This is a genomic window from Buttiauxella selenatireducens (genome assembly GCF_031432975.1).
Classification (GTDB): Bacteria; Pseudomonadota; Gammaproteobacteria; order Enterobacterales; family Enterobacteriaceae; genus Buttiauxella; species Buttiauxella selenatireducens.
The window spans coordinates 2,721,374-2,748,127 of record NZ_CP133838.1 but is presented as its reverse complement, the minus strand read 5'-3'; the positions used below and the strand labels follow the sequence as shown (position 1 = coordinate 2,748,127).

Below are 26,754 nucleotides of genomic sequence, written 5' to 3'. Positions count from 1 at the left end.
TTTATAGAAATTAATCAAAAAACCACAGCATGATAAGCGGATATCCCAAGGCAATGATAAACCCCACCTTATAGAACAAAACTATTTTATTTCGATGCCTGAACGCAAATTTCAAAGGATTTTTGTGTAGATTTGCTGCGTTTTTTGTTTCGTGAAAGGAGTAAATTCTTCCCGTCATTCCATCTATTACTGAGAGAACGATTAAATAATAGGCGAGTATGACAGCGAGTGTTAAAAAAATTTTTGACATTAAGGTGTTATTTATATCTTGATAATGTTCTGATAGTTGTAATGCTCCTAGTGTTATTGGAAATCCAATAATGAATCGCACTACGGAATTTTTAATTAAAGGTTTGAATGCAAGCAATGCTTTTATTATTTTAGCCATGTAATTAACCTCCAATAATTACTGTGGGCAAACCAGTTAATACTAAACCGGAAAGCTCTTTTGATTTGTCCTCTGCTGTATCGTAATCCCCAAGCCGAAATGAGAGATCCGCTTTCAATCCTAGTAATAAAGCTATTTTTCCGGAGACTTTTATTTCTAATACCTTATCATCAATATCTATAGTGCCCGCCAATCCTGCTCCTGCCCCAACCGTTCCCGCAGATCCGCCAAGAGTGGCCTTTACAGCAAAATATTTTGACTCAAAAGCCCCCTCTAATTCGCCGTGGGCAGCGGCTGCCTCAGCACCAATATCAAAGCCACCGCCATATTTTTGGTCTTCTGGTTTAATAATAATATTCCCTTCAATTTTTCCGTCTGCATACCCCACATGACCTTCTGCCTTTGCACCAGCATAATCCCCCGAGTTTTCTTTACCGCTGTTTATCCCTGCACTTCCGGAAACCCCAGTTGCTCTGCCTTTTGCTCCTGCCCCGTATTCTCCGTCTTTTTCATTCAACCCCGCAGTGCCTTCAAGTTTCCCAACAGCTCCTCCCCAGTTAGTATCAAAGCCACTATTCTTTTCACCAGGATGGTTTTTTAACTGGAAGTCCATCGCCGTAAGTCCAGCTTTAGCCTGGTCAAATGAATGATTACCTGACTCATCTGATTGGGTGGCGTAAATACCTAATACCCGCAGTGCAACATTGTCTGGTTTTGCTGTCTTCGCTGTACCATCTGGGTTGGTATTTTTAACTGGCGTCAGAAAATGAGAAATCGCAGGTTTTTTTCCTTTACCAGGCGGTAATGATTTAACTTTACAGCTGGTTATATCCCCCATCCTCGCGGCAGGAATTCCATTGATTGTGACGGTCTTTGAGCCCTCGGCAATAACACCAGGGCCATGCAACACACAAACAAAAGTGTCGCCTTGACGGGCTGCGGGAAAACTGCCAATGGTGACATCAAGGCTCCCTGAGTTTAACGGCCCTGCATGTGCTGCCTTATCTGCTGTTTGTCTTGCAGCAAACTTTTCCATGTCATATGTCCTTTTGAATAACGAAATATATTAAGGATTCAACTTCAATATTCCACCGGTTAATACCTGTTCAACGCTACCATCAGCAGAAAGTATTTTTGTATTCACTTGATATTCATTCTCTGCAATATTTTTTATTATTTTCCCTTTAAGTGTGATTTCTCCGTTTTTTAAGAGCGTAATGCTCGAATCACCACAGATGAATTCTATCTTCTCTTCCGAACTGACGCTGATTGTCTTTTTAACGGTTATTGTTTGTGTTCCTTTATGAAGAGTTATCTTCTGATCTCCTTGATTGATGTCAGTTGTTTTATTTCCTTCAGAAATTTCTGTGATTTGATCATTAACTACAGTTGTATTTTGATCATTCGCCACTGTCACTTTTTGATCATGACCCGCTTCCTTCTTACTTCCCACATTGAGCGTCTGACCCACACCCACGTTGATTTTCTGGTTATTTGTGATCGTTTCAGTGTGATCATGTTTTACCTTAGTGGTGCGATCATTGAGCACCTCCGTATCCATGTTCTTCTGCGCGTGGATATAGACCTGCTCCTTGCCGGTTGCGTCATCGAACTTAAGTTCGTTAAATCCACTACCTTTGTAGGTTTTCGAACGAATGGTCATTTGCGTTTTGGTGCCCGGCAGGCCGCCTGGCGAACGGTTGTCCTGGTGATACGTCCGTCCCATGATGATTGGCTGATCCGGGTCACCGTTGAGAAAGTCAACTATCACTTCCTGGCCCACCCTGGGTATTGCCAGATTGCCAAATCCGGCTCCCGCCCACGCCTGTGATACCCGCACCCGGCCATGTTCGTCGCAGAAGATTTCTTCCCCTGGCGGGCCGGTGACAACGGCGCTCTGCGGGCCATCCACTTTCGGTTTGGGCAGCGGGCCGGGGCGCCACGTTCTGTCTGCCGGGATGACGTCAAAGCGATTATTCAGCGTCGTCCCCACACCCTTACTGCCATGCAGTGCCTGTGGCTGTTCGCCGATCAGGACACTTCTCGTCACCTGCCATTTCCGGTTTGACGAATCAGACGGGTGCCCGGTCAGGGTGAAACATTTTCCCGGCCACAGTTTTGGAGAATTGCTGCAACCCGTCGCCATTTCTGCATCATTGCGCCAGCCTTCAATCCTGTAGCGGGCAAAATTCCGCCCGTGCTGTTCATCTTTGAAGCGCCCCGGATAATCAAAAATTTCATACTGCGTCAGCTGGCCGTTCAGGTTTTCACCCGCGCGGTTGTAGTAGCCCTGCCAGTTGGGTGATTTAAAGGTGTAGTCTTCGGTTTCGACTGATGAAGGGCGTATCTGTGCGTGATAGCGAAACTGGCTGATGCATTCGGTGGTAACTCCGGTCGCGGTATTGGGATTGAAGGGCAGCGACGCCTTGCCGGAAATACCGGCTTTATCGTCACACAGCACCAGTTTTTGTTGCGTGCCTTCAGACGCGTGCCAGTCAAAGAAGAAAATCCCTTCCTCTGCCCACAGGCGAACCAGGAAAGCCAGGTCACTTTCCCCGTACTGGGCGCAGAATTCGCGAGCCGGATGCGGGTCGTAGAACACCGGCGTCCATTCCGTGATGCCATTTTCATTAAGCAAAGTGGCGGAGATAGTCTGGATATCTTGCTGCTGGAAAATGCGGAAGTTCTGTCGCAAACCACATCGCCAGAGCGGAGGGGAAATGGTCAGGTGGTAACCCGTCTGCCAGTGATTGTTTTCACCCACCGTCACGGCGGTGACTATGCCAGTGACGGTGCGCTGTGCTTCCGTTCCCTGCCAGACCGTCAGGACGGCATTTTTTTCGAGAAAATTGGTCGCCGTCAGGTCCGAAAGACCACTGGCGATATCGACATTAAGCTGGAAGGGGACTGAGTAATACTGAGCGAGATTGAAACGGACGACTGCAGTGGCCGTTTCCGCCAGCCCGTCGACTTCCAGTGTAAAACGTAACCCTTTTAAGGACATATAACCTCCCTGGTGTATCCACATGAAAAACTGTCACTACTCAATGGTTGTGGCAGTACAGTGTTACGCTTGTTTTCAGGCACGCTACCGCCGAAGTTTCCGGCACCCGCCATCTCCCGTAAAAACGTAACTCCTTACTGACAACCTTTTTGTTTACGGCGTAATTAAGTCTGTATGCAAAAAATAAGGTGAAATCATCATGGATAATATTGGTGTATCTAAACTAAAACCATTATTAATAAATGCTTCACTCAGTCTTTTATATTGTTATTTTGGTTATCAATCTGCTTTTTAATAATCTCAGTGAATGTGCTTTAATCTTATTAATTCATTTGGATTATGAGTGGTTGTTATTTATTAAACTAATGTAACTTCCTGTAATTATCATTGTGTTAATGTTTTGTTTATTATTGCTTCCTACAGTGAGGGTGGTTGAGGATATCTCCATTTTAGATTGGGAGAAAGTGCTTTTAATATTATCTCCTGCGCGTAACATGCGATTTATTTATCACCTGAACAGGGAGTGGGAAACATGATAACGGAATGGAAGTTCAGCGGCGGTTTATTTGAATGGCGCGGGGAAGTGTTTAAGCGTGTGATAATTATCATCACGGGTGAGTGGAGTGAATATAATGGCTTTTGAAGAAGGTTATTATCGGGAAGAACTGGATTATTTGCGTCAGCTTGGCAATCTGCTGGCAAAGGAAAAACCTCATCTCGCGCAGTTTCTGGCTGAGAAGGGGGGCGACCCGGATGTGGAGCGCCTGATGGAGGCTTTCGCCTTTCTTTCCAGTGGATTGCGGGAAAAACTGGAGGATAAGTTCCCTGAATTCACGCACGGCCTGATTAACCGGCTGTGGGCTAATTATCTGCGTCCCGTGCCCTCGATGGCTGTTATTGAATATCAACCGATAACCACACGACTTTCCGGGCCTGTTCAGGTTCATCGTGATGAGCTTATTTCTTCCGGTACTGCGCGTGCCACATCAGACAGCCGCAGAACGCTGGACGACGACGCCACGACGTCTCCCACGTGTTATTTCACACTGGCACGTGATGTCTGGCTGCAACCCCTGTCTGTCCGGGATGTACGTAACGGCAGTAGCCTGAAAAAGGGCGTGATTGAGATTGATTTCTCGACCCAGGGCAATATCGCTCCCGGCTCGATTGACCTGAATAAACTGACTTTCTGGCTGGGAAATGAAGAGGATTACAGCCGCCAGCAACTCTATCTGTGGTTTAGCGAGCATTTAATGGATGCGGAACTGGTCGCCGGGCCGCATCGCCTGTCTCTGCCGGATCTGTGGTTGGACGCAGCCGGATTTGAACGTGAAGACGCGCTGCTGCCGTGGCCGAAAAACGTCCATAACGGTTATCGGGTACTTCAGGAGTATTTTTGCTACCCGGAAAGTTTTTTCTTCTTTCATCTGCGCAATGCCGCACGGTTGCCGGATGATTTCCCCACCGAAGCCTTTACATTACGTCTTCATTTTGAACTGCCGCTGCCTGCGGATATTAAACTGAGTAAGAATTCATTACGCCTGTATTGCACACCAGCGGTAAATCTGTTTGCCCACGAGGCTTAACCTGTCAGCCCCGATGGCCGCACGCCCGAATATCCGTTACGGGCCAGCCAGCAAAACCTGGAGGACTACGATATTTTTCAGGTTAAATCTGTTTCCAGCAAAATTGCTGCTCCGGACAGCATTCCTGGCCCTGGTGACAAGTTGCTTATTTGGCCCGAATTCGAGGGACCCCAGCATCAGATTGAATACAGTCGCCAGCGTGAGGTGGTTTACTGGCATCACCGCACCAAAACGTCTCTGTTTCATCGAGGTCTGGATCATGCCATTGCCTTTGTCCACTCCGATGGCAAGCGACCGGAGAGTTCCCTGACTGAGGGGGAGGTTCTTACTGCCTCGCTGATATGTACTAACCGGATGCAACCCACGTCGCTGCATATCGGTGATATCTGTGTCGCGGTTGACAAAAATCCGGCGGTGGCAACGTTTCGCAATGTCACTCGTCCGACCCAACCGTTAAACCCGGTGACGGATGGCGATATGCACTGGTCGCTGATTTCCTGCATGAACCTGAACTACCTTTCACTACTGGACAAGGAAGCGCTGATTCAGGTACTGCGCACCTTTGATTTACCCGGAATTCATCACCCGCAGCAGGCCCGGCTTTCTTCTCAAAAACTGGACGCCATCGAAAAAATGGAATCCCGCCCGATTGACCGTTTATTCAGGGGCGTGCCGGTTCGGGGACTGTCCACCACGCTGTGGGTAAACCCTGAGCCCTTTGTCTGCGAAGGGGAGATATATCTGTTGGGAAGTGTGCTGTCACACTTCTTCGCCCTGTACGCCAGCATCCACTCATTCCACTGTCTGAAAATGATTAACATGGAAAGTCAGGAGTCCTGGGAATGGCAACACAATGGTCAACACGCCCTGATGTAAGTCATCAGATTGCTGACAAAGTTTGCTGAACGGGTTTTCCAGGGCGGGTAAGCTTTCGCCACCCGCCATTTTTTTAACCTGGAATTGATTTACGAATCGAGGCCAGCAAGATTTGCGCGGCGGGAGATAACGGCGTATCCACTCGGGTTAATATGCCAATAGGCTCGCCTACACCCTGCGTCGCGACCGGCAGCGACGTCAAAATCCCCTGACGTAAATCCTCCTTCACCGCCCCCGATGGCACAAACCACACATAGTTAAAGTCCACGGTAAGTTGACGGGAAAGCGAAGCAGAAAGCGTTTCGACGCAGGTCGCTGACATTTTGCAGCCCTGGCTGGAGAGCAGCGTTTCGGCATTTTGACGCGGAATCGTCCCTTTTGGCGAAACCACCACCGGCCATTCCATCACTTTGCTCAGCGTGATGTTTTCGTTCAGGAGCGGGTGGCCTGGTCGCACCACCAGTTTTAGAGACTCGAGGAATAACAGCTCATAATTCAACCCGGTCATCAATTCCGGGTCGGACATTCTGCCAATACCTAAATCCAGCTCGCCAGATTTTAATCCAGACAGCAGCATGGTGTTGTTCATGGTGGCAACTTGCAGCGTCACATCGTTTTGTTGTTTGTGAAACTGGCCGATAACTTTTGGCAATATACCCAGCGCGGCAGTGGGCAGCGCACCCACGCGAATAACCGCGGTGCTTTGGCCATCCTTCTGGTTGAGCGACTGCCCGGCGTGATTCAACGCATCCAGCACCTTAACGGCGTGGGTAAGGAATTGCTCGCCCATCAACGTCATTTGTGCGCCAAGACGCCCACGCTCAAACAAGCGCGTGCCGGTTAACTGCTCAAGCTCATTAAGCGTCTTCGACAGCGCCGGTTGGCTAAGATTAAGTGTTTCAGCCGCACGCCCCAGTGTTCCCTGTTGAGCGACAGCTACGAAAGTATGAAGATGGCGCAAACGAATGCGCTGACTGAACAAACCGTTTTTTTCCATAACCTCATGTTAAAAACAGACTCGCTGCGCTGACAAGATAAGTTGTTTAATTTTGATAACTTGCTAGCAAAAAACAATTAACATTTGAGGTTGTTTGATAACAAATGGTGAGGGGCAAACACCGTTGTGTATGAAAGAATGCATATGTTCCGTTCACTGAGCACACGGTGAACGGAACATTCACTGTTCTTATAAAGAAATCATCAATGTGAACATTTATAGATCAAAAAACACCGTCTCCCTCTCCCCCTGAAGATACACATCAAACGTATACACCACCTCATTCCCACGCATCGAACGCTTGCCAATCAGCGTATTACGTCGCACTTCCCACTCAATCAAATTCAGCACCGGATCGCTCTCATTCGCGGCTTGCTCATCCGAAAAATACATCCGCGTATTCAGACCGATATTAATCCCGCGCGCCACAATCCACAGGTTCAAATGCGGAGCCATCGTGCGCCCATCTCGGCCCGTTACTGCGCCAGGTTTGATGGTGTCAAAACGCCAGACGCCGCTGTCGAAATCAGAACAGGTACGTCCCCAGCCTCGGAAATCTTCATCCAGTTCTTTATTAGATTGTTGATCCGCCGGATGGTTGTAACGCCCGGCAGCATTGGCTTGCCACACTTCCAGCAATACATCACGCACCGGCGTACCTGAACCGTCGAACACCCGACCTTCGACGATAATCCGCTCGCCCTGGGTGTGGGAGTGGGTCAAAACATGGCTAAAATTCTTCTCGAAAATATTGAAACCAGCCGCTTGCGGAGCCAGGCCAATGTGTACGTACGGGCCTGCAGTTTGCGAGGCGGTTTCCGCTAAATAATCTTTCATCAAACGGCTCCTTGGGTGCGGTTTTCAAACAACGTGGCGCGTTGGCCGCGTAACACCAAATCAAAGCGATAAGCCAGACAGTCGAGCGGGATGGCTGCATGGGTATCCAGCTCGGCAATCAACGTGCGGACTGCATCATCGTTATTGATCGTTTTTACAATCGGGCACTGTTTAATCAGCGGGTCGCCTTCAAAATACATTTGCGTAATCAGGCGTTGGGCAAAGGATTCACCGGACAGCGAGAAGTGAATATGAGAAGGACGCCAGTCGCTAGCCTGGTTACGCCATGGATAAGGACCTGGTTTGATGGTACGGAAAAAGTAGTAGCCATTTTCATCGGTCAGCACGCGCCCGCAGCCGCCAAAATTAGGGTCGATGGGCGCAAGATACTTGTCCTTCTTGTGGCGATAACGCCCGCCAGCATTGGCCTGCCACACTTCCACCAGCGTGTTTTTCATCGGCTGGCCGAAACCGTCACGCACATAGCCGTGCACAATAATACGCTCACCAATCGGCAGGCCATCTTTGGCGTAATTCATGATCAAATCGTTATCAAGCGGGTCGAGATCGTTGGCGCCAAATATCGGACCAGTGATTTCAGATAACGAATTCTGTAACGAGATCAGCGCATTTCGTGGCGAGCGCAACACGCTGGTTTTATACCCCGGCGCGAATGCCGGTGGATGCGAATCGTAATTGCGATGGACAAGCTCACGGGGTTTCCAAATTTGTGACATAAGGGCTCCAGCGGTAGAGACAAAGGGCCTGCTCGTCATACTTCAAGCTGCAGGGGTGTTGGCTGCACTCACTCACCCCAGTCACTTACTCAAGTAAGCTCCTGGGGATTCCTGAGCTTGCCGCCTACCTGCAACTCGAATTATTTAGAGCGTGATTATTTTGATTGCTGCCTCACACAGTCTCGGTTAATCATTTGTTAAATTAAAGTGAATTTAAGCGTGGTGTTACATAGCTTTTGGTTATGCAATAGGGGGTTAGCATTACTTCTGATGCAGGGCTGTATCGTTGATCACAAAACGAAAATTCTTCGCCCTAAACCTTCGCGCAACCCTCTACGCTTTCAGCAATATTCACTGGAGATACGACATCATGGCGAACAACATCACGGCTGATGATATTCGGGAAAAATTTTCGCACGCAATGTCGGCGATGTACCAGCAAGAGGTGCCTCAGTACGGAACCTTGTTAGAGTTAGTCGCCGATGTGAATCTGGCGGTGCTGGAAAATAATCCCGATCTGCAACAACAGCTAGAAAATGCAGATGAACTGGCGCGGCTGAATGTGGAGCGCCATGGCGCGATTCGCGTTGGCAAGGCGGAAGAACTGGCGACCTTACGTCGTGTTTTTGCGGTGATGGGGATGTATCCGGTTGGCTATTACGACCTCTCGCAGGCGGGTGTTCCGGTGCATTCCACGGCGTTTCGCCCAATAGACGATGCGGCGCTGGCGCGTAATCCGTTCCGCATTTTCACCTCGTTATTGCGCCTTGAATTGATTGACGACCTGGCGCTACGAAACACCGCTGCGGCGATTCTTGCAGAACGTAATATTTTCACACCGCGTTGCCTGGCGTTACTCGATATCTACGACCAGCAGGGGGCTTTTAGCGAAGCACAGGCCAATGAGTTTGTGGAGCAGGCGCTGGAAACCTTCCGCTGGCACAGCCATGCCACGGTCGACGCGCAGACATACCAGGCATTTCATCAGCAACATCGTCTGATTGCCGATGTGGTCTGCTTCCGGGGTTGCCACATTAACCACCTGACGCCGCGCACCCTGGATATCGACCGGGTACAAGCGCTGATGCCGGAATATGGCATCGCGCCGAAAGCCATTATTGAAGGCCCGCCGCGCCGCATGTTCCCGATATTGCTGCGCCAAACCAGTTTTAAAGCGCTCGAAGAACCGATCATTTTTGCCGGTGTTCATCACGGCACGCATACCGCACGCTTTGGGGAAATTGAGCAGCGTGGGGTGGCATTAACCCCGAAAGGACGCGCGTTATACGACGAACTGCTCAGTGAAGCGGGGAGCGGGCAGGATAACTTTAGCCATCAGCAGCATTTACAAGAGATCTTCGCCCGTCTGCCCGACAGCGATACGCTGATGCGCTGTCAGGATTTAGCCTATTTCCGTTATCGTTTAACCCCCGTGGGCGAAACGCACCGCCAGTCAATTAAAGCAGGCGACGATCCTCAGCCATTAATTGAGCGTGGCTGGTTAGTGGCGCAACCGATTATTTATGAAGATTTCCTGCCCGTCAGTGCGGCAGGAATTTTCCAGTCAAACCTGGGAAGCGAAGGCGGCCAACGCAGCCACGGCCATTCCAGCCGAAGCGCGTTTGAAGAAGCACTGGGCGCTCCGGTCGCTGATGAATTTGAGTTGTATCAGCAGGCGTCAGATCGCAGTAAAAGGCGTTGTGGATTGTTGTAAGGATTGAGATGTTTCATGAAAAGGGCCGCAAAGTTGCGGCCCCGGTTTTTACGCCGCATCCACCAAAATAAACATGCCGTATGGGTGGATCTCCAGATAATAATTATCCCCCACGTCAGGCTGCAAACGCGTGGCGTTCACCTGGAGCAACAACGCCTGGCCGTGCCATTCCACGGTCACTTCATATTGCGGCCCCATATACGCCACATGGCGCACCACGCAACGCTGACTCTCTTCGCCGTGCTCGCTCAACGTAATTGCCTCAGGACGCACGCCAACAGTACCGATTGATTGTGTGGCGGTTAACTGTGGCGGGCGAGGTAATCGGTAGCCGTGGATCTCGACAAAATCATGGTCAAAACGCGCCGGGAACACGTTCGCGTCACCCATAAAGCTCGCCATAAAGCGGGAAGCAGGCTGGCGGTAAAGCGTTTGTGGGCTGCCAATCTGCATGATTTCGCCTTTATTCATCACCAGTACCGTATCGGACACCGCAAAGGCTTCGCTCTGGTCGTGGGTGACGTACAGCGATGTAATGTTGAATTGTTTTTGCAGCTCGCGGATTTTGTCACGCATGCTGCGGCGCAGGTTGGCATCAAGGTTACTGAGCGGCTCATCAAACAGCAGCACTTTTGGCTTCAGGATCAGGGCTCTCGCCAGCGCCACACGCTGTTGTTGTCCACCGGAGATTTGGTCAACAAAACGGTCTTCGAAGCCGTCTAAATCCACCATCGCCAGTGCTTCTTTGACGCGGGTTTTAATTTCGGCACGCGGCGTGCCAAGCATCTTCAGCCCGTAACCGACGTTATCGCCCAGCGACATATGCGGGAACAGGGCGTAGGACTGGAACACCATGCAGATGTCGCGCTGCTGAATGGAACGATGCGTCACATCTTCGCCATCAATAAGAATCTGCCCTTCGGACGGTTTTTCAAGCCCAGCCACCAGGCGTAGCACGGTGGTTTTTCCGCAGCCTGATGGCCCGAGGAGCGTCACCATTTCCCCTTTTGGGATAGCCAAATTAATGCCTGCAATGACGGTGTTATTGCCAAACCGTTTCGTGACATTGCGCAGTTCTACAAAATGAGGTTGTGTCATGTTTTACTCCATCATCACGCGTTGGTTTTGGCTTTAGAACGCGAGATACGCGCTTCACCAATCAGCCAGTCAAAAATGAAAATAATGCTCAGCATTACGACGATAAGAATCGAGCCGTAAGCAATAGCCACGCCGTATTCGCCATCTTCCACGCGGTTAAGAATGTAGGCGGTGGCGACGCGAGTATCCGGCGTGACGAGGAACACAATGGCGCTAACGGTAGTAATCGCCCGCACAAAACTGTAAATCAGCGCGGACAAAATCGCCGGGCGTAACAGCGGCAGCAGAATATTGATGATGGTGCGCATCGAACCTGCACGCAGACTCAGCGACGCTTCATCCAGCGATTTGTCGATTTGCCCTAGCCCGGCAATGCCAGCGCGGATGCCGACTGGCACGTTACGCATCACCATCGACATAATCACAATGGCTGCGGTGCCCGTCAGGTAAACCGGTGCGCTGTTAAAGGCGAGGATGTAGGAAACGCCCGCCACGGTGCCCGGCACGGCAAAGCACAACATGGTGGTGAACTCGATAGTCTTTTTGCCACGGAACTGCTGACGAACCACAATCCACGCAATCAACAATCCAAAGAACGCCGTAATCGGTGCGGCAATACCGGCATACAACAAGGTGTCGAGCAGAGAAGGCCACGCGCCGTCGCTCATCCCCTGGCCAAACAGTTTGATGAAGTTATCGAACGTCAGGGTGTAATCCACGCCCCAGTTCACCGTAAAACTGCCGTAGAAAATGCTGCCGTAGAGCAGGGCATTAAACGCAATCCACACTGTGAGTAACGCGACCACCGACCACACCAGCGTCACCGGCAGCGGCTGCACGTCGCCACGGTTTGATTTACCGGAAACGGTGACATACGAGCGTTTACCAATCCACATGTACTGAATGCAGAACACCATCAGCGAGAACAGCAGCAGGAATGCGCCGAGTGTACTGGCGGCCTGGTAATCAAGCTGTGAACCGGTGATGTAGAAATAGATTTGCGTGGCGAGCACGTCGAAGTTGCCGCCCAATACCAGCGGGTTACTGAAGTCAGCCAGCGATTGCACAATCACAATCAAGAAGGCGTTAGCCAGTGCCGGTTTCAGCAGTGGCAAAAATACCCCTTTGAAGGTTTTCCAGCGTGTGGCACGCAGGGTATAAGACGCTTCTTCCAGAGAGGGATGAATGGTTTTAATCGCACCATCGAGGATCATAAACGCCATGGGCGTAAAGGCCAGAACCTGCGCCAGCCAGATACCGGTAAAGCCGTAAAGCCAGTTGGTGTTGGTCAGCCCAAACCAGTCCACCATTAATTCGGTCACATAACCTGAACGGCCCATCATCAGCGTGACGCCAAGGCCAACGACGAACGGTGGGGTAACGATAGGTAAAATGGAGAAGATACGGCCAATGATCGCGCTGCGTTTGGCAATGCGGGTGGTGTAAATCGCCAGCACCAGACCGAAGAACGTACAGCCAATTCCCACCGCAATCGACAGGGCGATGGAGTTGATGATGACCTGAATAATATGCGCCTGGCTCAGCACCGCCATAAACGCCAGCGGGGCAAATTCACCGGTATCGGTGGTAAACATCGGAATAAAAATCGCGATGCTAGGCCAGACGATGAACACACCAATCAGCGCGATAATCGCGACCAGCGAACCAATCACAAAACTGTCGCCGCCCAGCCATTCCAGGCGTGTCAGCGCGAGAGTGATAACCATGCCCAGGGCGATAAACAACACAATAGTGGCGTAGCCCATGCCGCGTTCGGTCACCGTTGCGCTGACCACAATAAAGGCCATACAGAACAACGCCCAACCGGCATCAAAATAGTGACGCTGGCGTTTTTCTGGCCCCAGTTCATTGAACGGGCGCAACAGTAACAGCGAAGGCAATAGATACCACAGTAGACTGATATTCAGCCCCGACCAGCTGTAAGCGTCGAATAGCTCTTCGCGAGTCGATTCGAACAGGCCGTAATCCAGGCTCCAGCTTGGCAGCAGCGCAAATGCCAGCCAGCACAGACCCACCCACCAGAGAATAGCGTCCCGTTTTCGCGCAGGACGCAAAAGTAAAGTTTCAGACATAAGTGCCTCATCGGGCGAAAGAAAAAAGGAGCAGGTGACGAGACGTTGTCACCTGCTGGTGGGTTAATTACCCATCTTCACATCGGTAACCCATTTACTGATGAGCGCTTTACGCATGTCGGTCGCGCCGTATTTGTCCATGTCGTAGTTGATGAGCTTCAGGTCATCAAGCTTGAGGGAAAGCGGGGAGCTTTCGGCGGTGGTGTTGGTCAGGATTTGATAAGACTTGCCTTTTTTCCAGGAGAGTTCCTGCGCTTCTTTCGACAACACCCAATCAACAAACAGCTTGGCGTTGTCCATATTGCGCGCCCCTTTCAGGATGCTGACGCCACCAATTTCATAACCTGTGCCTTCGCACGGTGAAATCAGCTCCAGCGGTGCGCCATTCTCTTTTTCCAGCGAGTAATCGTGCAGGAAGCCAATGCCGATGGCCGTTTCGCCACGCGCGGCGTTACGTGCCGGGGCAATCCCGGATTTGGTGTACTGGGAAATGTTGCCGTTGAGTTTTTTCAGGTAATCGAACGCCTGATCTTCGCCCCATAGCTGCGCGAAAGTGGCCAGTGCGGTATACGCCGTGCCAGAACTTTGTGGGTCAGCAATCTGAATTTCACCCTTATAAATCGGGTTAGTCAGATCTTTCCAGCACTTCGGCACTGGCAGGTTTTTCTCTTTCAGGCGGTCTGTGTTGACCCCAAAGCCGAGAATACCGATATAGACCGCGGAGGAGTAGTTACCTTTGCGCTTCGCTGGGTCCTGGAACTTCGGCATGATCTGCTCAAGGTTTGCGGATTTATATGGCTCCAGCAGGTCCATTTCACCGGCCTGCGATTGTGGGTCCAGCGTACCGCCGTACCACACATCGGCCTGCGGGTTTTTCTTCTCGGCATCCACCTTCGCCAGTGTGCTGCCGGAACCGTTACGGATAAACGAGGTTTTCACGTCGTATTTATCGCTGAACGCTTTGGTTTCGGTTTCACACATTTCATTGGTTGCGCTGCAATAGACCACCAGACGGCCTTTGGCTTGCGCGGCACCGGACAGGGTAGCCAACGCAACACCCGCAGCAACCAGAGAAGAGAGCACGGTCAGTTTCATATTATTATCCTATTTGTCCTGAAATAATTGGTCCTGAGGTAAGGTCACTGCCGGATCCATGGCACCCACACTCCTGTCCTGCGCACTGATACCCGCCATTAACAGCGGCATCAGCAAAAATCCAATCAGCGCGGCGGCGACGGTTAATAGCGCGAACATTCCCGACCAGCCGTAACGCTCAATCACTTGCGATAGTGGCCATCCCGCCAGGGCCGCGCCCAAATAGGCGAATAAACCTAAGAATCCAGTGACACTGCCCGCCGCCTGTTTATGGCTGCACTCCACGGCGGCAAGACCAATCAGCATCTGCGGGCCGAAGACAAAAAATCCTATGGCAAAAAAGCAGACCGCCAGCAGCGCGTAGTGGTGAACGGGCGACAACCACAGAGCGGCGACCGAAACAAAAAGCCCGAGCGCAAACAGCAAAATCATCGGCCCACGCTGGCCGCGAAACAGCAAGTCTGAACCCCATCCGGCAAACAACGCGCCCAGCAATCCACCCATTTCAAACAGCATCACCGTGGCATTGGCGCTGAGTAAATTCACGCCGTGGCTTTCAGAAAGCCAAATGTTGCCCCAGTCGTTAAGCGCGATGCGAATCAGGTACACCAGCACATAACTCGCGCCCAGCAGCCAGACCATCGGGTTTTGCAGCACCGTGCTGCGAAACATCTGCCACTGCGGCATAGGGGGGCTTAACTGCTGCTGGCGCATCTCCAGCGGGTCATGCCGCCAGACGCCCACCGACGGCAATCCCATTTCTTGCGGCGTGCCGGTCAAACTGCGGCACAACCAAATACCGGTGAGGATACCGATGCCACCGGAGACAAATAACGACGCCTGCCAGCCATACCACAGCGCCATTAGCGCTGAAATCAGCGGAACCGCCGCACCGCCGAGATTGATGGAGGTGTTCCAGCATCCCCACCAGAAGCCACGCTCATTGCGCGAATACCAGTGCGTCAACAACCTTGCACATGGCGGCCATCCCCATCCCTGGAAGAAGCCGTTCAGCGTCCAGATAATCAGCAACATCGGCAAGTTGCTGCCAAAGGCAAACAGAATGTTCAATATCCCTGTTGCCAGCAGGCCTGCACCCATAAACCAGCGTGCGCCCCGGCGGTCATGCCATAATCCGGCGACAAATTTTGATAAGCCGTATGACAGATAAAACAGCGTGCCCAGCAGACCAATGTCACTTTTGCTTAATGCCAAATCGACCTGCATTGCCGGAAGAACGAAGCTGACGCTCTTGCGCGTCAGGTAAAAAGCCGCGTATCCCACGACCATCGACAGCAGCAAACGTGGCCGCCAGTAACGATAATCACGACCAATAGCGTGTTCAGACATCTTGGGGTCCCTTTGGATTGAAGCGACTATAGGAAACGGCGAAGAAAAGGGGATGAGACAAGGTTTTAGTCAACCAGGAATTTTTCCTGGTTATCCCTGAGTTTGTTGGAAAAGTGTGGGCAAGTTAACAATTACGCGGGTGCCGGACTGGCTTTCAAGCTGCAAATCGCCCCCTAACGCGCGGATGCGTTCGGCAATTCCTCGTAGTCCGTGTCCGGTATGGGCGTTGCCACTAAAACCGATCCCATCGTCTTTGACTTCAAGGCGTACTCCGCAGGGTTGCTGAGTCAGTGAGATCTCAACCAGGCTGGCGTTAGCGTGTTTGCAGATATTATTGAGTAATTCCTGCACCAGGCGGTAAAGCGTGAACACCACGGGTTCGCTAGCCGGCTGGCCCGGTAGAGCGTAATGCAAACGGCAGCGGATCCCGCGTTCGGTAAAAGCGAATTCCTGTATCAAATGGTGGAGCGCTTCATCGAGTGAGATTTCGTCTAAGACAGGAGGGCGAAGTTGGCGCAGCAGATGGCGGGTTGAGTGATGAATGCGTTGGGCGAGTTGATTGATTTGTTCGGCGGCGAGAACCGTGGCTTCTCCGTTGGCGGTGCGTTTCACCAGCATCGACTGGATTTGAATCGCGGTAATATTCTGGCCGATTTCGTCGTGCAGTTCACGCGCCAGGTCCTTGCGGGTGTCCTCTTCCGTGTGCACCAGTTGCTCCATCAGTTCGCGTCTGGCCTGCAATTCAACTTCCAGCCGTTGTCGATAGCGGTGCAGATTGTTCGCCAGATGCTGCTGGCGGCTTATCGCGATCCCAAGCCCAATACCCAGCAGCGCCTGGGTTGAGAGGAACAGTTCCATCTCCATCAACCCGTTAAATCCGCTGCCAATCTGGCGGGCGATGGTAATCATCATGCTGCCCAACAACGCCGCCAACACACCGCCTTGCCAACCAAATTTGTACGCCATCACCACGTTTGGCAAAAACACCACAATCAGCAAAAGCCGTTCAATTTCAGGCGACACCACCATTTGCGCACCGACGCCAATGATGAAAAACAGGCTGCACCAGACCAGCAACGACGTGCGCAGTGGCGGGTTGGGCGTTTCCTGCGCCAGCAGGCTTTCGAGGTGCTGTTGGCGCAAGTATTCATAAATCAAATAGACGAATGGCGTGAGCACCACACCGCCAGTAAAGGCGGCAAGCAAGGTTTGAGAAGCGGAGCTGTGGATAAACGGCGTTAACACTAAGGTATGCAGTAACGCATCGCTGGCGATCGCCGCCATCAGTAGCGATAACCGTTGCCAGTAGAGCGTAAAACGGTGCCAGTAATGCTGAACAAATAACGCAGGAATGGCGCTGAGGAATGGTGAAAGCAACATCACCGGTTCGGTCATCAACTGCTGTTGCCAAAGCCAGGTGAGCATCATGGGCACCGGGATAAACAGGGCAGGCCAGTAACGCCGGTGCAGTAAAATCAGCAACGCCAGGTGGACACCCTGCGGTAACAGTAATGTGGCTTGCTGACCGTTATTGGTGAGATAAAAACTGATGGTCCACAGGGCAAGCCAGGTCAGCCCCCAGGCAAAAACAATAAACAGCGATAGCAGCAGATGACGCCACGAACGAGACATTTAGTGTCCGGTTAAGAGTTGGTGTTCGAGGGCAAAATGCACCAGTTCGATGGTGCTTTCGCATTGCAATTTCCCGAGGATATTGGCGCGATGAACATGCACTGTTTTGTGGCTGAGGTTGAGTTGCTCAGCAATGTGCTTCACGCTTTCACCTTTAATCAGCCAGTCGAAAACTTCATGTTCGCGCGGAGTGAGGACTTCCAGAACTTTGGCCGGTTGCCCGGCATGGCGCAGGGCTCGAAGCGCATCGGCACATAAATAATGGCCACCCATACCGACGGTACGCACTGCCTGTACCAGTTCTTCCGGGCCACAGCGTTTGGTGAGATACCCGCCAGCACCCGCATCCAGCGCACTTTGCACAAATGCGGTCGTGTCATAAATACTGAGGATGATGGCGCGAAAACCAGGGCGCTGTTGGCGCAGACGTTTGAGCAAACTCAAACCATTTTCGTCTGGCATGGCGACGTCGAGCACTGCGACATCGGGCTGGCTTTTTATCAGTGCGGGCCACGCTTCGGCGGCAGAACTGTATTGCCCAACAATCTCAATATCGCTCTCAAGGCTCAGCAACTGCGCAAAGCCTGAGCGCACCACAACATGGTCATCAACTAAAGCAACGGAAATCATCGTTATCTTCATCAGGAGGGAACTGGCGACATCATGCGGATGAATGTGTTCAGTGCAACGGCTAAGTTGGGAATATGTTACAGGGGTATCAAAAATGGGGGGCTGCGACCGAGTGGTCGTTACATTTTTGACACGCGGTTGATTATGTCAGTGTGGTGAAGGTTCCGTTCACTTGAAGTCTTTCGTTATATGCAGTCACCGAACCGGTGAACGACTTAGGGTGGCCACCGTCGCCACCCTAAGAACCCGGACTCCCGGCAAGTCAATCGCCGCTGCGCGGTAAACACCGTTTTTCACCCAACATTCGCGGTCGTTCGCGATTCGTTCCAGACGATCGCTCTCTTTCGCCGCTCCCGGCGGCTCAACCACGACTGAAGGGTAAAAAACGGCGCGATTGAAGCCGGAACCAACGTCAACGTCAAAAGCTAAGGTCGAAAGCCGAAGCGGTTTTGACCTTGTTCCCGGTATAAATTGCCCCAGCGTTCCCCATAAGTCAGGGTGGCGTGGTCGGGAACCACGCCAGTGAGCGATCGCCGGGAGCGAGTCGCGAACGACCCTGAACGTTGGGGATAAGCTGGGGTTTACCGCGAAGCGGCAATTTAAAACCGGGCGCCGAGGTCGCCAGGAGGGTGGCGTAACCCTCCTGGCACGTTCACCGTTAGCAACGGTTACAGAGATAACCAGCCGTGTTGGTGAACGGAAAATCGACGGAATTGCAGATCTCTCCTGATTGATAAGAGGGATATACGGCCGGAACCCTACAAACTCAACGTCAGTAAACCCGCTTTAAACGACTCCAATCCGGCGTCACTTTCGTTGCCTGGACGCAAAGACAAGCGGTAACATGCACCGGTTTTCACACTGCTTGCAAACGGCTGCACCAGTCTGCCCCGTCGCAAATCTTCCGCCACCAGCGTCACATCGGCGATCGCAATACCAAATCCTTGAATCGCCGCGCTGATGGCTAAATCCATAGTGTCGAAGTGTTGATTTTTATGCATAACAGGCGTGATATCGGTATTTTGCGCCAGCCACAGTGACCAATCGGTACGATCGCGTGTCGGATGCAGAAAGGTATAGCGGCTCAGGATTTCGGCAGTGAGCGGCTCATCCGGCAGCAAATGCTGGCTAATCACCGGCGTGAGGCACTCCTCAAACAGCAGCGTGCCGCCAGTGTCAGGCTGGCCGAAAATAATAGCGGCATCGTAAGACTCGTTTTTGAAATTAACCCCATGTTCAACCGTGGTGGTTAACTCCACCTGAATGTCAGGGGCGGCGCTCTCAAGTTGCACAAGCTTAGGCACCAGCCAGCGCATGGCGCAGGTCGGGGCTTTCAGGCGAATCACACGGGATTTCAGGCAGGCGTTGTTGGCGACACTCAGCAAATGTTCAAAGGCGTGCTGCATTTCTGGCAGCAGAGCGTTTCCCTGAGGCGTTAAATGCAATCCCCGGGCATGACGATCAAACAGCGAATAGCCAAGCCACTCTTCAAGGGTCGATATTTTGCGGCTCACCGCGCCTTGCGTCAGACAGAGCTCTTTGGCGGCGCGCGTCAGATTCAAATGTTTTGCCGTCACCAGGAAAGCATCAACCGTATTCAGAGGAAAATTGCGCCGCATATGTGATGGCTCTCCATTGAGCTATGAATTTTTCGCATGGCTATTATGACAACAATTCGATTGTGGTAGCAATCGGTTACAGTTTGAATAGTTATGCAAATATATCCGTCATACTTCAAGTTGCATGTGCGTTGTCTGCTACTCGAATTATTTTGGCTATAAACACAAATTCACAGGAGCGGCCATGACTATGCAAACCCCGGTGCAACTTCGTTCAAAATTACCGGATGTTGGAACCACCATTTTTACCGTTATCGGCCAACTCTCGGCGCAACATAACGCCATCAATCTTTCCCAGGGCGCACCTAATTTTTCACCTGACCCGCAACTGATCGCAGGCGTCACTAAAGCGATGCAGGATAACCATAACCAATATGCATCGATGACCGGTTACAGACCGTTAAAAACGTTGATTGCTGAAAAAGTGGCGACGCTTTACGGCTCACGTTATGACGTTGATGATGAGATATTAATCACCGCCAGCGCCAGCGAAGGGCTGTATTCAGCCATCAGCGGGTTAGTCCATCCGGGCGATGAAGTGATTTACTTCGAACCGTCTTTTGATAGCTACGCGCCGATTGTGCGCCTGCAAGGGGCAACACCCGTGGCACTGAAACTGGCGTTGCCAGATTTCACCGTCAACTGGGACGAAGTGTGCGCCGCCATTAGCCCACGTACCCGCATGATCATCGTTAACACGCCGCACAACCCAAGCGGGCAAGTGTTTAGCGCGCACGATCTGGAAATGCTGGCGGCACTGACGCGCAATACCGACATCATTATTTTGTCCGATGAAGTTTATGAACACATCGTGTTTGATGGTGAACGCCATCACGGTATGGCAACGCATCCGGCGCTGGCCGAGCGCAGCGTGATTGTCTCCTCATTTGGTAAAACCTTCCATGTGACAGGCTGGCGTGTGGGATATTGCCTGGCACCCGCAGAGCTGATGTCGGAAATCTGCAAAGTGCATCAGTTCCTGATGTTCTCCGCGGATACGCCAATGCAGCATGCCTTTGCTGAATATATGACAAACCCGGATACCTATTTGTCGCTGGCGGCGTTTTATCAACGTAAACGCGATTTAATGCAGTCATTATTGGCGGAGTCGCCATTCGAGCTGCTGCCAAGTGCGGGTTCGTTCTTCCTGTTGGCGAAGTTCAGTCATTTCAGCGATGAATCCGACAGTGAAATGGTTAAACGTTTAATTACTCAATATGGCGTGGCGACAATTCCGCTCTCCGCGTTTTATACCGATGGGACAGACAACAAGTTGATTCGTTTGTCATTTGCTAAAGATGAAGCTACGTTACGTGCGGGTGCTCAGGCACTTTGCCAGGTTAAGCCACGCTGATACGAGGTCATAATGAAAAAAGTTTATGCGTTAAGTTTGTTGGTTGGGATGTGTGCTTCATTCTCTACATTTGCGGCAAGCGAAATGCGCTATGGCGTGGAAGCTGAATACCCACCTTTTGAAAGCCGTAACTCGGCAGGGGAGTTGGAAGGGTTTGATATCGACCTGGGGAACGCGATTTGTAAAGCGGCGAGCCTGAAATGCACATGGGTGGAAACCTCATTTGATGCGTTAATTCCAGGGCTGGTGGCGAAGAAATTCGATGCTATTAACTCGGCAATGAACATCACCGAACAGCGTCGTAAAAGTATTGATTTTACCCAGCCAATCTACCGTATTCCTTCTCAACTCGTGGGTAAGCTGGACAGTGGAATGGAAGCGACACCTGAAGGGCTGAAGGGCAAAACCATCGGTGTTCTGCAAGGTTCTATTCAGGAAACCTATGCGAAGGAACATTGGGAAAAACACGGTGTTACCGTCGTTTCCTACAAAGACCAGAATATGGCATGGGGTGATTTGCTCAATGGCCGAATCGATGCGTCGCTGGTGATGTCCGCCGCGGGCCAGGCGGGCTTTTTGAGTAAGCCGCAGGGCAAAGGTTTTGGCTTTATCGGCAAACCGGTCAGCGATGACACGATTCTGGGCAGCGGGATTGGTTATGGCCTGCGTAAAGGCGATGAGCAAACCAAGAAACAGTTGGATACAGCTATCGAAAAAGTACGCGCCGACGGCACGATTACCGCGCTTGCGGAGAAGTATTTCCCGGGTATTGATGTCAGCGTAAAATAGGCGCATCACCCGATTAACGGCTCACATTGTGAGCCGTTTTTTCATCGTATTCTCATGTACATGAAAAAATTGCGGGCCGATGCGTAAAGGTCTGTGTCGGTGATTGGATTTGTCGCAAATATTGTCTAGAGTGTGCGATCTAGATTTTGCCGCTTTTCTGCCCCTGGTGGGACGAAACACATCGACAAAGAAGGACTATTTTTCAGGCATGAACCGCAGACGTTTTATCAAAGCCTCCATGGCTCTCGCCGCAGTCAGCGGCACAACTTCACTTGCCACGCTATTCTCACGCGCCGCTTACGCGTCAGAGTCTGAAATTGCCGATGGTCGTACCACTTCGTTCGATTTCACTGTGCTCCAGTCAATGGCCCATGACCTGTCGAAGAAACCCTGGGTCGGAAAACCACGTCCATTGCCTGACACCCTGGCAAATTTAACGCCTCAGGCTTACAACGCCATTCAATATGATGCCGACCATTCTCTGTGGAATAACATTGAAAACCGCCAGCTTGATGTGCAGTTTTTCCATGTGGGGATGGGCTTCCGTCGCCGTGTGCGCATGTTCTCGGTGGACCCGTCATCGCATCAGGCACGTGAAATTCACTTCCGCCCGGAGTTGTTTAATTACAACGATGCGGGCGTCGATACCAAACAGCTTGAAGGCCAGATTGATCTCGGCTTTGCCGGTTTTAAAGCCTTTAAAGCCCCTGAACTGGCGCGACGCGACGTGGTTTCCTTCCTCGGCGCGAGCTATTTCCGTGCGGTAGATAACACTTATCAATACGGCTTATCTGCACGTGGACTGGCGGTAAATACCTATACCGACCAACTCGAAGAGTTCCCGGACTTTACCTCGTTCTGGTTTGAAACCGCGAAAGCGGGCGATACCCAGTTTGTGGTCTACGCGCTACTCGATAGCGCAAGCGTCACTGGGGCATATAAATTTACCATCCGTTGTGAAGCTGAACGCGTGGTGATGGATGTCGATAATCACCTGTATGCGCGTGAAGATATTAAACAGCTCGGCATCGCACCGATGACCAGTATGTTTGCTTGTGGCACCAACGAACGCCGGATGTGCGACACCATTCACCCGCAAATTCACGACTCGGATCGCCTCGCGATGTGGCGTGGCAACGGAGAATGGGTGACGCGCCCGCTGAATAACCCGCAGAAGTTGCAGTACAACGCCTACACCGACAACAACCCGAAAGGGTTTGGTTTGCTGCAATTAGACCATGAGTTTGCTAACTACCAGGACATTATGGGGTGGTATAACAAACGTCCAAGCCTGTGGGTTGAGCCGCTTAACAAGTGGGGCAAGGGCACAATCGGCCTGATGGAAATCCCAACCACGGGTGAAACACTGGATAACATCGTCTGCTTCTGGCAGCCGGAAAAAGCGGTGAAAGCCGGGGACGAACTGGAGTTTAAATACCGTTTGTACTGGAGCGGATTGCCGCCGATCCAATCGCCGCTGGCACGTGTTTACGCGACGCGTACCGGCATGGGCAGCTTCCCGGAAGGTTGGGCGCCAGGCGAGCACTTCCCGGAGAAATGGTCACGTCGTTTCGCGATTGATTTTATTGGCGGTGATTTGAAAGCGGCGGCACCGAAAGGGATTGAGCCGGTTATCACTTTGTCTAATGGCGAAGCCAAACAGATTGAAATTTTGTATGTCGAGCCATTCAACGGCTACCGCATACTGTTTGACTGGTATCCGACTGACGACTCTACCGACCCGGTCGATATGCGTATGTTCCTGCGCTGTCAGGGGGATGCCATCAGTGAAACCTGGTTGTATCACTATTTCCCGCCAGCACCGGATAAGCGTAAATACGTTGATGACCGCATAATGAAATAAGTAAGCCAGATAGCCCCGTATAAATACGGGGCTTTTTAAAGTCTGGATCTCACATGCGCGAACTGTTTCGCCAGGTCAAATAAGCTTAAGCGGCATCCAAAATAGTCAGTGTCAGGTATCACTCCAGCGGCCCACCGAGAATGGTTTCGCGCATCCCGGAAAGTACCCGTTCGCCGGTTTCGCTTTTCAATTCTTCGTACCAACTGTGTGTGACACTCATATCTTTCCCGTGAGTCACATCGCAGCGTTTACGTGCTTTAAGTACCAGATCTTTAACACGATAAGCGCGTTTTTCCTGGTAACGCAGTAGCGCATCTTCGATACCTAATGAGTTGGTTTGCAATGCAACCGCCAGCACCACGGCGTCTTCCATTGCTGCGCATCCCCCCTGACCAATATCAGGTGTGGTGCTATGACCTGAGTCGCCAAGTAGCGCAACGCGTCCGCGAACCAGCTGCATAAATGGCTCGATATCATGAATTTCTATTCGGTTAGTGGTGCCAGGGTCAATGGCTGAAATCAATTTTTGAACAGCGGGTGCCCAGCCGGAAAAATAGCGTGTTAAATCAGCTTTTACGGTGCTGCGATCTTCATGTAAGCCTTTTTCTAATGGCACATCAAAGAAGAAATAGAAGCGATTACCGGCAACGGGCATTAAAGAAACTCGTTTGCCTTCGCCAACAAACGTCGTCCATTGATTGGCCGGAGCAATAGATTCGTCAATTTCTACCAGGCCGTTCCAGTTAACATAACCGGCATAACGGCGTTCAGTCTGATGGCCAAGAACATAAGGCCGAATCGCAGAATGCGTGCCATCAGCGGCAATTAATACATCGCCAACGGCCACATGCCCATCTTCAAAAAAGGCCCGAACACCGCCATCAAACTCTTCAACTCTCGTCACGCGTTTGCCAAACTGAATATCCTCGCGGCCATAGGTATCCATCAGCATCTCTTGCAGCTCGGCCCGCGCGACAGGATAGGGGCGTTCACCCACACTTTTGATTAAAGGATCGAGACTAAAACGGGTCAAAGTTTGACCGTGAACACACTCTTTGTAGGCCATAAATTCCATGGCCCCGCCAAGCTGCTTGAGTGATTCTTTCATACCCAGCCAGTTCAGACATTTCACGCCATTAGGCCAAATTGAAATCGCCGCACCGACGGGTCTAATTTCTTTAACCGCTTCATAGACTTCCGTTGTTATGCCACATCTTTTCAGGGCTATTGCCGCCGTAAGTCCACCAATGCCGCCGCCTATTATGATCGCTTTCATCTGTGTCTCCTTTAGGTTACAAAGATGTAAAGCAATATCTATACCAGCGTGGCGAATCGTTCAGTTCAGCGACGGTAAGCCGTGTACTGCAAATTCATTGTGCAATTGTGGGGAGTAGCAGTGGTGCAACGGCTTTTTCTGCACCATGATTTCCCTCTGATAGAGAAAAAAGGAGAGACGGGGTGCGGGGTTCCGATAACTGGCAAGACGACCTGATTAACATTGACGACAGCATGACGCTGCACTCAATTCATGAACGTTTCGCGGATGAGATTTTTGCGCTGGTGCAGAAGAATAAAACCTGGCTACAAACGGCGATGGACTGGCCGCAATATGTGCTGTCGGTCGAAGACTCGCGCAAAATGGCGCAGGGCAATTACCTACTGCATCATCGCGGCTACGCGAAAATGTTCCTGATCTTCCTGCACCAGAAAATGGTTGGGGTCATTTCGTTTAACCAGATTGAGCCCACTAATAAAGTGGCTTACATCGGTTACTGGTTGGATAAAAACGCCCAGGGGAAAGGGATTATTTCCCGCGCAATCCAGGCGATTGTGGAAAAATATGCCCGCGAAGGTGTGGTGCGCCGCTTTGTGATTAAGTGCATCGTCAGCAATTTGGCCAGTAATCAGGTGGCGTTACGCAATGGTTTCATCCTTGAAGGTTGTCTGAAGCAAGCCGAATTTTTAAACGGCGAGTTCCATGACCAGAATATTTATGGGCGGATTGTAGGCAGTGTGGAATAAGTTGTTTCATCCGAACGCCTTTCTTAAAACAGTCCATAAAACGGTGAACGCGTAATACGTTGTTCGCCGTTAATATCTTTCATTCCGCGAATATGAATGAGCTCGCCGCCCAGCCCGTCAACGGCGGCTTTATCGTAAATCTGCACATTATTCTCGATGAGCACATTGCCGGTAACGCGCGCCTGCCCGTAGATTTGCACCTGGTTGTCTAGCTGAATAGGCCCGCCGATAAGCGTGGCGTCATCGAAAATATTCACCTGGTGCTTTAAGACGCAATCACCTTCAATCAGCGCGTTGCCATAAACTTGCGAGGAGTATCGAATGGTTGGGATTTGGTCGTCACCGTGCCCGGCAATAATCCGTGCATTATCAAAAACACGAGCACAGTCGCAAATCCAGATATTGTTCTCGTCGTTGCCTTCCAGAACGGCATGGCCAAAAACTTCAGCACGATGTTCAATAAAAGCATTGTTAACGATGGCATGGCCAAAAATTTGTGCCTGATGCACCACGCGGGAAGCGTTAACCGTGGCGTTGCCATAAATTTTCAGTAACTGGTCTTCGTCGGCGGTCAGCCCACGAACGGCAATGATCTGGCTGCCATTCAGAATGCGAGCAGCATCGAAAATATGGCATTCACCGCTGATCAGTGATTGTTCAACGAAACTTTTCCCGCTGACGTGTGCCTGGTGGCATAGGGTAGAGCTGCCGTGAATTTGCGCATCATCAGCGACACTTGAGCCGCCATAAACTACGCATTCGCTGCTATATATCCAGCAATGGCCGTGCTGACTGAGATTGTCTTCGTTTTCAATCCAGCCGCCCAGTTGCCCGGCTTTAACATCGCCGAAATCACACAGTGCCATGACCTGCCACAGTTTGACCTGCTGCTTTTTTCCATCAATCAGATAATCATGTAGCCTCGCATCACCCGTTAGCTGATACTTGTTCATCCGATACGCCTCAGTGTTTTCCAGACTCTGTATAAAACGTAGCAGGTAAATCCCCAGATGGCGTTCTGACGCGCATTCGCATAAAATACGATCTAAAATAAATTTTAAGATTTCAA

Annotated in this window: 20 protein-coding genes and 1 pseudogene; 6 read left to right on the top strand and 15 right to left on the bottom strand. The window is 51.2% G+C overall.

The genetic code is table 11. The annotated features are described in order from the left end of the window. Positions 1 to 10: 10 nt before the first annotated feature. Genes RHD99_RS12615 through tssI form a run of 3 tightly spaced genes read right to left on the bottom strand, consistent with a single transcriptional unit; the run spans position 11 to position 3,392 of the window. A complete protein-coding gene (locus RHD99_RS12615) occupies positions 11 to 388 on the bottom strand; it encodes a hypothetical protein (protein ID WP_309874216.1) in 378 nt (125 codons plus the stop codon). A 4-nt stretch (positions 389 to 392) separates the two neighbouring features. Beyond that, complete coding sequence (locus tag RHD99_RS12610) at positions 393 to 1,424, bottom strand: PAAR domain-containing protein (RefSeq protein ID WP_309874215.1); 1,032 nt, start codon at positions 1,422 to 1,424, stop codon at positions 393 to 395. Positions 1,425 to 1,454: 30 nt separating this feature from the next. After that, positions 1,455 to 3,392, bottom strand: coding sequence for a type VI secretion system tip protein TssI/VgrG (gene tssI / locus RHD99_RS12605; protein WP_309874214.1), 1,938 nt, complete (start codon positions 3,390 to 3,392; stop codon positions 1,455 to 1,457). Positions 3,393 to 4,024: 632 nt separating this feature from the next. Between tssI and tssF the strand changes: the two are divergent. Continuing rightward, positions 4,025 to 5,854 (top strand): annotated as a pseudogene (gene tssF, locus RHD99_RS12600) (type VI secretion system baseplate subunit TssF). 73 nt (positions 5,855 to 5,927) lie between these two features. On the opposite strand, the gene pcaQ reads toward tssF, so the two are convergent. The 3 genes from pcaQ to pcaH all read right to left on the bottom strand — a co-directional run bounded on the left by pcaQ (position 5,928) and on the right by pcaH (position 8,425). Then, on the bottom strand, positions 5,928 to 6,851 hold the full coding sequence (gene pcaQ / locus RHD99_RS12595) for a pca operon transcription factor PcaQ (protein ID WP_183271576.1): 924 nt from the start codon (positions 6,849 to 6,851) through the stop codon (positions 5,928 to 5,930). Between the two features lie 216 nt (positions 6,852 to 7,067). Then, a complete protein-coding gene (gene pcaG / locus RHD99_RS12590; protein ID WP_309874212.1) occupies positions 7,068 to 7,688 on the bottom strand; it encodes a protocatechuate 3,4-dioxygenase subunit alpha in 621 nt (206 codons plus the stop codon). After that, positions 7,688 to 8,425, bottom strand: coding sequence for a protocatechuate 3,4-dioxygenase subunit beta (pcaH, locus tag RHD99_RS12585; RefSeq protein ID WP_183271574.1), 738 nt, complete (start codon positions 8,423 to 8,425; stop codon positions 7,688 to 7,690). The genes pcaG and pcaH overlap by 1 nt, the downstream gene beginning before the upstream one ends. 370 nt (positions 8,426 to 8,795) lie before the next feature. Here pcaH and hglS point away from each other — a divergent pair, with 370 nt between their 5' ends. Then, entirely contained in the window at positions 8,796 to 10,139 is a 1,344-nt protein-coding gene (gene hglS / locus RHD99_RS12580) for a 2-oxoadipate dioxygenase/decarboxylase HglS (RefSeq protein WP_309874209.1), read from the top strand. A gap of 48 nt (positions 10,140 to 10,187) precedes the next feature. On the opposite strand, the gene fbpC is transcribed toward hglS, so the two are convergent. The 7 genes from fbpC to RHD99_RS12545 all read right to left on the bottom strand — a co-directional run bounded on the left by fbpC (position 10,188) and on the right by RHD99_RS12545 (position 19,656). Next, complete coding sequence (gene fbpC / locus RHD99_RS12575) at positions 10,188 to 11,237, bottom strand: ferric ABC transporter ATP-binding protein (RefSeq protein WP_309874207.1); 1,050 nt, start codon at positions 11,235 to 11,237, stop codon at positions 10,188 to 10,190. A 14-nt stretch (positions 11,238 to 11,251) separates the two neighbouring features. After that, positions 11,252 to 13,330 carry an ABC transporter permease gene (locus tag RHD99_RS12570; RefSeq protein WP_309874205.1) on the bottom strand — a complete coding sequence of 693 codons (2,079 nt, stop codon included), beginning with the start codon at positions 13,328 to 13,330 and terminating at the stop codon, positions 11,252 to 11,254. 63 nt (positions 13,331 to 13,393) lie between these two features. Next, on the bottom strand, positions 13,394 to 14,425 hold the full coding sequence (locus tag RHD99_RS12565) for an ABC transporter substrate-binding protein (protein WP_183271563.1): 1,032 nt from the start codon (positions 14,423 to 14,425) through the stop codon (positions 13,394 to 13,396). A gap of 9 nt (positions 14,426 to 14,434) precedes the next feature. After that, on the bottom strand, positions 14,435 to 15,775 hold the full coding sequence (gene uhpC / locus RHD99_RS12560; RefSeq protein WP_309874204.1) for an MFS transporter family glucose-6-phosphate receptor UhpC: 1,341 nt from the start codon (positions 15,773 to 15,775) through the stop codon (positions 14,435 to 14,437). 90 nt (positions 15,776 to 15,865) lie between these two features. Beyond that, a complete protein-coding gene (locus tag RHD99_RS12555) occupies positions 15,866 to 17,407 on the bottom strand; it encodes an MASE1 domain-containing sensor histidine kinase (protein WP_309874202.1) in 1,542 nt (513 codons plus the stop codon). After that, on the bottom strand, positions 17,408 to 18,037 hold the full coding sequence (locus RHD99_RS12550; RefSeq protein WP_183271970.1) for a response regulator transcription factor: 630 nt from the start codon (positions 18,035 to 18,037) through the stop codon (positions 17,408 to 17,410). It lies immediately after the preceding gene. A 758-nt stretch (positions 18,038 to 18,795) separates the two neighbouring features. Beyond that, entirely contained in the window at positions 18,796 to 19,656 is an 861-nt protein-coding gene (locus RHD99_RS12545; RefSeq protein ID WP_309874199.1) for a LysR substrate-binding domain-containing protein, read from the bottom strand. A gap of 184 nt (positions 19,657 to 19,840) precedes the next feature. Between RHD99_RS12545 and RHD99_RS12540 the strand changes: the two genes are divergently transcribed. The 3 genes from RHD99_RS12540 to RHD99_RS12530 all read left to right on the top strand — a co-directional run bounded on the left by RHD99_RS12540 (position 19,841) and on the right by RHD99_RS12530 (position 23,663). Further along, on the top strand, positions 19,841 to 21,010 hold the full coding sequence (locus tag RHD99_RS12540; RefSeq protein WP_309874197.1) for a pyridoxal phosphate-dependent aminotransferase: 1,170 nt from the start codon (positions 19,841 to 19,843) through the stop codon (positions 21,008 to 21,010). Between the two features lie 12 nt (positions 21,011 to 21,022). Further along, entirely contained in the window at positions 21,023 to 21,799 is a 777-nt protein-coding gene (locus tag RHD99_RS12535; protein ID WP_309874195.1) for a transporter substrate-binding domain-containing protein, read from the top strand. A gap of 208 nt (positions 21,800 to 22,007) precedes the next feature. Continuing rightward, positions 22,008 to 23,663, top strand: a complete 1,656-nt coding sequence (locus tag RHD99_RS12530; RefSeq protein ID WP_309874193.1) for a glucan biosynthesis protein D — start codon at positions 22,008 to 22,010, stop codon at positions 23,661 to 23,663. A gap of 118 nt (positions 23,664 to 23,781) precedes the next feature. Here RHD99_RS12530 and hpxO read toward each other — a convergent pair whose 3' ends face one another. Further along, complete coding sequence (gene hpxO, locus RHD99_RS12525; protein ID WP_309874191.1) at positions 23,782 to 24,939, bottom strand: FAD-dependent urate hydroxylase HpxO; 1,158 nt, start codon at positions 24,937 to 24,939, stop codon at positions 23,782 to 23,784. A gap of 233 nt (positions 24,940 to 25,172) precedes the next feature. Between hpxO and rimL the strand changes: the two genes are divergently transcribed. Next, on the top strand, positions 25,173 to 25,685 hold the full coding sequence (gene rimL / locus RHD99_RS12520; protein WP_309879152.1) for a 50S ribosomal protein L7/L12-serine acetyltransferase: 513 nt from the start codon (positions 25,173 to 25,175) through the stop codon (positions 25,683 to 25,685). A gap of 23 nt (positions 25,686 to 25,708) precedes the next feature. On the opposite strand, the gene ydcK is transcribed toward rimL, so the two are convergent. Then, positions 25,709 to 26,638, bottom strand: coding sequence for a YdcK family protein (ydcK, locus tag RHD99_RS12515; RefSeq protein WP_309874189.1), 930 nt, complete (start codon positions 26,636 to 26,638; stop codon positions 25,709 to 25,711). Between the last annotated feature and the right edge of the window lie 116 nt (positions 26,639 to 26,754).